Origin of the sequence: Petrotoga sp. 9T1HF07.CasAA.8.2, from assembly GCF_002895585.1 — a bacterium.
In the GTDB taxonomy this organism is placed as follows: domain Bacteria; phylum Thermotogota; class Thermotogae; order Petrotogales; family Petrotogaceae; genus Petrotoga; species Petrotoga mobilis.
Window position 1 is genome coordinate 1 of the sequence record NZ_AZRI01000019.1, and the last position, 4,410, is coordinate 4,410.

2 rRNA genes are annotated in these 4,410 nt (G+C 53.0%); both read right to left on the minus strand.

What is annotated here, in order from left to right:
* A 23S ribosomal RNA gene (locus X925_RS04355) occupies positions 1 to 2,905 on the minus strand; the annotation flags it as partial.
* Positions 2,906 to 3,002: 97 nt separating this feature from the next.
* Positions 3,003 to 4,410 (minus strand): 16S ribosomal RNA (locus X925_RS04360); the annotation flags it as partial.

The window sequence follows — 4,410 nt, forward strand, 5'->3', positions numbered from 1 at the left end:
GCTATTAGTACCGCTCGGCTCAATACTTCTCAGTACTTACACCTGCGGCCTATCTACGTCTTGTTCTCAAACTGCCCTTACCTCTCTCGAGTGGGAAGCCTATTGTTTGGGCCCGTTTCCCGCTTAGATGCTTTCAGCGGTTATCGGTTATATGTGTGGCTACTCAGCTCCTGCTACTTGCATAACAGCTGATTCACCAGGGACATACTCACTCCGGTCCTCTCGTACTAGGAGCAACCCCCTTCAAGCTTCCTACCCCCGCAGCAGATAGGGACCGAACTGTCTTACGACGTTCTGAACCCAGCTCACGTACCGCTTTAATGGGCGAACAGCCCAACCCTTGGGACCGGCTTCAGCCCCAGGTTGCGATGAGCCGACATCGAGGTGCCAATCCACGCCGTCGATGTGAACTCTCGGGCGTGATTAGTCTGTTATCCCCGGGGTAACTTTTATCCGTTGATCGACGGCCCTTCCTCTCAGAACCGCCGGGTCACTAAGTCCAGGTTTCCCTCCTGATCGACTCGTCAGTCTCTCAGTTAAGCAGGCTTTTGCCTTTGCACTCTTCAGTGGATTTCCAACCCACTTGAGCCTACCTTCGAACACCTCCGTTACCTTTTAGGAGGCAACCGCCCCAGTTAAACTGCCCTCCTAACACTGTCCAGGTCAAGCTCTTCACTTTCTCCCGTTAGTAACCCATCGTTGTAAGGGCGGTATCCCACGGACGGCTCCAGCTGCCCTGGCGAGCAGCTTTCTCCGCCTCCCGCCTATCCTGTACATACAACGATAAGTTACAATGTCAGGTTACAGTAAAACTCCACGGGGTCTTTCCGTCTAGCTGCGGGTCCTTGGCGTCTTCACCAAGCTTGTAATTTCACCGGATCCTCCGTTAAGACAGCTCCCTAGTCGTTACGCCATTCATGCAGGTCGGAACTTACCCGACAAGGAATTTCGCTACCTTAGGACCGTTATAGTTACGGCCGCCGTTTACCGGGGCTTCAGTTCGAAGCTTGCACCTCTCCCCTTAACCTTCCGGCACTGGGCAGGCGTCAGTCCCTATACTTCCACTTCCGTGTTAGCAGAGACCTGTGTTTTTGGTAAACAGTCGCTAGGGACTTGTCACTGCGGCTCTATTAACATGATTCCTCATGCTAATAGTCCACCCCTTCTCCCGAAGTTACGGGGCCATTTTGCCTAGTTCCTTAACGAAGGTTATTCCGCTCCCCTTTGCCTTCTCAGCTCGTCTACCTGTGTCGGTTTCCAGAACGGGCAGTAAAAAAATCAACGCTACACGAGGCTTTTCTTGACAGTGTGATTATCTACCGTTGGCCTTGCGGCCTCCCCATCACGACTCCTCCTCCACCAGCGGATTTCCCTACCGGCTTCTTCGGCATCGTCGCTTGGAAGATTTGCAACCCTATCTCGGTAGCTTTACCTCCTGTGTCCCCCCTTGCAGCTCTTCTTTTACTGGTACGGGATTCTTCACCCGTTTTCCATCGGCTACCCCTTTCGGGTTCACCTTAGGTCCCGACTTACCCTGGGCGGACGACCCTTCCCCAGGTAACCTTAGACTTTAGGGGTGGGAGATTCTCACTCCCATTTCGTTACTCATGCCTGCATTCTCTCTTGTGCTTCGTCCACATAACCTTCCAGTTACGCTTCTCCCTCGCACATTGCTCCCCTACCTATAGCCTTTCGGCTATACCGTAGCTTCGGTGCGCGGCTTTAGCTCCGTTACATTTTCGGCGCAGTCCTCTTCTACCGGTGAGCTGTTACGCACTCTTTTAAGGATGGCTGCTTCTAAGCCAACCTCCCGGCTGTCTCAAGAGGTCCACTTCCTTTCACACTTAGCCGCTTCTTCGGAACCTTAGCTGTCGGTCTGGGCTCTTTCCCTCTCGACCATGAAGCTTATTCCCCACAGTCTTTCTCCCTGGTATCCAGTTATGGCATTCGGAGTTTGATTGGTTTCAGAGGTCTACCCCCCTACGCCATTCAGTGCTCTACCTCCATAACTCTTCTTCCAGAGGCCGTGCCTACACACGTTTCGGGGAGAACCAGCTATCCCCAGGTTCGGTTAGCTTTTCACTCCTACCCACATGTCATCCGAGGATTTTTCACTATCCACCAGTTCGGACCTCCACTTGGTTTTACCCAAGCTTCATCCTGCACATGGGTAGCTCACCTGGCTTCGGGTCTATTTCCAGTGACTTGCGCACTATTCATACTCGGTTTCCCTTCGGCTCCACCTACCGGCTTAACCTCGCCACCGAAAATAACTCGCAGGCTCATTAATCAAAAGGCACGCGGTCACTTTCGCTCCCGCTTCCTGTAGGCATACGGTTTCAGGTTCTCTTTCACTCCCCTCCCGGGGTCCTTTTCACCTTTCCCTCACGGTACTATTCCACTATCGCTCAGCTGTCCTCTTTAGCCTTGGATGGAGGTCCACCCAGCTTCACGCAGGATTCCTCGTGTCCTACGCTACTCGGGTTAACAGCAGTCGAATCTATATACTTTCGTGTACAGGACTTTCACCTTCTTCGGTAGGCCTTCCCATGCCTTTCCACTTCGTATATATATCCAACCCCCTATCTGGCAGTTCGGGTAGCTGTTACCCACAACTCAGTAGCAACAACGCCTGCCCGCTTTTACATCGCTACTGTTTGGGCTCTTCCCTTTTCGCTCGCCGCTACTAGGGGAATCTCGTTTGATTTCTTTTCACCGGGTACTATGATGTTTCACTTCCCCAGCTTCGCCTCCTGTCTCCAGGATGCCTTTCGGCAGGTTTCCCCATTCGGATATCTGCGGATCTTCGCTCGTTTGCAGCTCCCCACAGCTTTTCGTAGCTTACCACGTCCTTCTTCGCTTCCAGCTGGCTAGGCATCCACCGTATGCCCTTCTCTCTTTGGACGTACTCTATGCACTTGTCAATGAGCTTTCTTTCTCCTTAGGATTGGTNNCTCTCTCAAAAGTAGATAGAGGAGGTAGAAACTTTGTAATCTCCTTAGAAAGGAGGTGATCCAGGCGCACCTTCCGGTACACCTACCTTGTTACGACTTCGCCCCCCTCGCTAAGCCCACCTTCAACAGTACCTACCGTACTGCCTTCAGGTGTTCCCAACTCGGGTGGCGTGACGGGCGGTGTGTACAAGGCCCGGGAACGTATTCACCGCAGTTTGGCTGACCTGCGATTACTAGCGATTCCAGCTTCATGTAGGCGGGTTTCAGCCTACAATCCATATTACGGAGAGTTTTTCCGGATCCGCTCCACCTTCCGGCTTCGCTTCCCTTTGTCCTCCCCATTGTAGCACGTGTGTCGCCCAGAGTATAAGGGGCACGCTTATCTGACGTCATCCCCTCCTTCCTCCGCCTCGTCGGCGGCTGTCCAATTAGTGTCCCCAACTTTACTTGCTGGTAACTAATTGCAGGGGTTGCGCTCGTTGTGGGACTTAACCCAACACCTCACGGCACGAGCTGACGACGACCGTGCACCACCTGTGTAACCTCCTACCTTACGGTAGGCCAGTAGATTTCTCTACCTTCAGTTACATGTCAATCCCTGGTAAGGTTCTTCGGTTAGCTTCGAATTAAACCACATGCTCCACCGCTTGTGCGGACCCCCGTCAATTCCTTTGAGTTTCATCCTTGCGGACGTACTCCCCAGGTGGCTCACTTAGCGCGTTCGCTTCAGCACAGAGAGTCTTTCGCTCCCTACACCTAGTGAGCATCGTTTAGGGCCAGGACTACCCGGGTATCTAATCCGGTTTGCTCCCCTGGCTTTCGGACCTCAGCGTCAGCTGTAGCCCAGTAGACCAACTTCTTCACCGGCGTTCTTACCTGTATCTGCGGATTTCACCCCTACTCAGGTAATTCCGTCTACCTCTGCTACGCCCAAGATGATCAGTTTCATCCGCAAGCCGATCGTTGAGCAATCTTTTCACAGATGACTTGATCACCCGCCTACGTCCCCTTTACACCCAGTAATTCCGGGCAACGCTCGCCCCCTACGTCTTACCGCGGCTGCTGGCACGTAGTTAGCCGGGACTTTTCCTAACCTACCTTCTTCTGTAGTGTGTCCACTACCCTTTTATTCGATTAGTTCAGAAGTTTACATCCCGAGGGACTTCTTCCTTCACGCGGCGTCGCTGGATCAGGCTTTCGCCCATTGTCCAAGATTCCCCACTGCTGCCTCCCGTAGGAGTAGGGCCCGTGTCTCAGTGCCCTTGTGACCGTCCATGCTCTCACACCGGTTATCCGTCATCGGCTTGGTAAGCCTTTACCTCACCAACTACCTGATGGATAGTAGGTCCATCCTAAGGCTGTCTACCACTTTCCCCTCTCGGGCTTATCAGAGTTTACCTACCGTTTCCAGTAGCTATCTCTGTCCTTAGGGCAGGTCCCTACCTTTTACTCCACC